Source organism: Candidatus Eisenbacteria bacterium (assembly GCA_030017955.1).
Classification (GTDB): Bacteria; Eisenbacteria; RBG-16-71-46; order JASEGR01; family JASEGR01; genus JASEGR01.
Map to the genome: position 1 here is coordinate 1 of JASEGR010000174.1, position 2,454 is coordinate 2,454.

General features: G+C 52.8%; 3 protein-coding genes. All 3 read right to left on the reverse strand.

The window, feature by feature from the left end:
• The coding region (locus tag QME66_13390; GenBank protein ID MDI6809940.1) for a hydrogenase iron-sulfur subunit at positions 1–350 on the reverse strand (350 nt) is incomplete at its 3' end.
• Positions 350–1,999, reverse strand: coding sequence for a CoB--CoM heterodisulfide reductase iron-sulfur subunit A family protein (locus QME66_13395; GenBank protein MDI6809941.1), 1,650 nt, complete (start codon positions 1,997–1,999; stop codon positions 350–352). The genes QME66_13390 and QME66_13395, both read right to left, overlap by 1 nt.
• A 21-nt stretch (positions 2,000–2,020) precedes the next feature.
• Positions 2,021–2,454, reverse strand: a 434-nt coding sequence (locus QME66_13400; GenBank protein MDI6809942.1) for an FAD-dependent oxidoreductase, incomplete at its 5' end; no start/stop codon positions are given.

Below are 2,454 nucleotides of genomic sequence, written 5' to 3' on the forward strand. Positions count from 1 at the left end.
GCAAACCTGGTGCCTTCTGCGGCGGAAACCCATTCCAATCGAAATCGTTCAGGCTCAATGCCAAAATCCTCCAGCATGAGTGTGATGGCTTCGGCCCTCTTCTCTGCTTTCAGATTTCCGTCTTGATAGTGGCAGTCTCCAGGGTGACATCCGCAGATTAAAACACCGTCGCCCCCCTTTGTCAGGGCATCTACGACCAGATTTGGATGGATCATGCCCGAGCACATCACCCGGATGATTCTTAAGCTGGTCGGATACTGGATCCTGGATACTCCTGCCAAGTCAGCTCCGGCATAAGAGCACCAGTTGCAACAGAATCCGATGATCAACGGTTCAAATTTCTCGTTCATTACGTCACCCCCAAAGCAGCATCGACTTGCGCTCCAATCTGTTCCAGCTTAAATCCTCTCACGAAGATCCCCTTCTTCGGACAAGTGGCCTGACAGCAGCCGCAACCCTTGCAGACCGTTTCGTTGACCTCAACCGTTTTCTTGATGGCCCCCTCCCTCATATATTCGAGCAGGGTGATCGCCTTGTAAGGACAGGGATCGACGCAGTATGCACACCCGTCGCAATTCTCATCCACCACCTGGGAGATATTCCCTTCCAGTTCGATGCTCTCCCTTGAAAGGATCGTAGCAGCTTTGGCAGATGCGGCTTGGGCCTGAATGATGCTTTCCTCAATCGTTTTTGGATAATGGGCCAGCCCCGCCAAGAAGACCCCGTCGGTGGCGAAATCGACCGGCCGCAGTTTCATATGGGCCTCGAGGAAGAACCCCTCGCTGTTGAGGGGGACTTTCAAGAGCTGTGCAATCGTCTTATTATCCTCATGAGGAACGACCCCTGTCGAGAGAACGACAAGATCGGCTGCGATCTCCACGGGAATCCCCAACGTTTGATCGTAGACATCCACCCTCAACCCATCGTGGTTCTTAGAGACTCCGGGCTTCTGGTCCTTGTCATATCGGATGAAGACCACGCCTTTCTGTCTCGCTTCCGTGTAATAGCTCTCTTTGAACCCGTACGTCCGGATGTCCCGGTAGAGCACATAGACATTTGTTGTGGGGGAAAGCTCCTTCAACTTCAAGGCATTCTTCACCGCATGAGTACAGCACAGTCTCGAGCAGTAGGGCCTTTCATCATCACGGGAGCCCACGCACTGAATCATGACCACCGTCCTCGAATTTCCGCCAATGGACTTCAATAACCCATTCCCTGCCGCCAACTGTTGCTCCAATTCGAGTTGGGTGAGAACCCGTTTATCCTGCCCATAAAGATACTCGGTGGGGTTGTATTCCTTCGCGCCGGTGGCGACGATGACTGACCCGTGCTCGATTTCCCTCGAATCTCCGTTGATGGCGATCTTTGTTTTGAAGTTTCCGATGGAGCCCTCAATCGTTTCAATCTTCGCTTCCGTGAAAAGATGGATTCTGTCGTTCTCTTTCACCTTTGCTATCAGGGTCTTGAGTTCCTGCTGAGGTTTTTCTCCGTTCAGCAGGTAATGGATGCGCCTGAGGTTGCCGCCGATCTCCTTTTCCCGTTCCACCAGGTAGACATCGAAGCCTTGATTGGCGATTTCGAGGGCGGAGGTCATCCCGGAAAGGCCGCCGCCGATGACAAGAGCCGACTTCACGATTGGAACAGACTGTCTTTGAAGAGGCTCGAGCAATCGAGCCTTGGCCACCGCCATTCGGACGAGGTCCCTTGACTTGATCGTCGCCTTTTCAAATTCATGCATGTGCACCCAGGAGCACTGGTCTCTGATATTCGCCATCTCAAAGAGATAGGGGTTCAAACCCGCCTCCCGGATGGTATTTCGGAAGAGGGGTTCATGGGTTCTGGGTGTGCAGGAAGCCACGACGACACGGTTCAATTGATGTTCCTTGATCTTCTCCTTGATCCTTTCCTGAGTATCGTTCGAGCAGGTGTAAAGATTGTTCTCGGCGTAAACGACATTGGGGAGAGTTTTCACATACTCAACGACATCAGGGACTTTCACGAAGCCCGCAATGTTCGACCCTCAGTGGCAGACGAATACGCCCACCCTGGGTTCTTCGCCGGCGATTTCCCGCTCGGGAGGATATTCTTTCTGGACGATAAGACTGCCCCTTGTCTCCTTCAACAGGGAGAGCGCCTTTGAGGCAGCGGCCGATGCTTGCATCACCGTTTCTGGAATGTCCTTGGGCTCCGTGAAGGGCCCAGCCACGTAGACCCCTTCGCGGATCGATTCTGCCGGTTTAAAAATCGAGGTCTGGCAGAAATTAAACCTATTCAAGGCAATCCCGAAGGTTTTTCCAATCTTGATCGCAGAATGGGGGGGGTCGACACCCGTAGAAAGGACGACCATGTCGTATTCACGGGAGACCTTCTTTTCATCCTCCACGAGGTACTTAATTAAGAGGTTCTTGCTTTCAGGAATTTCCTCCACGGAGGCGGGACGGCAACGGATATAAT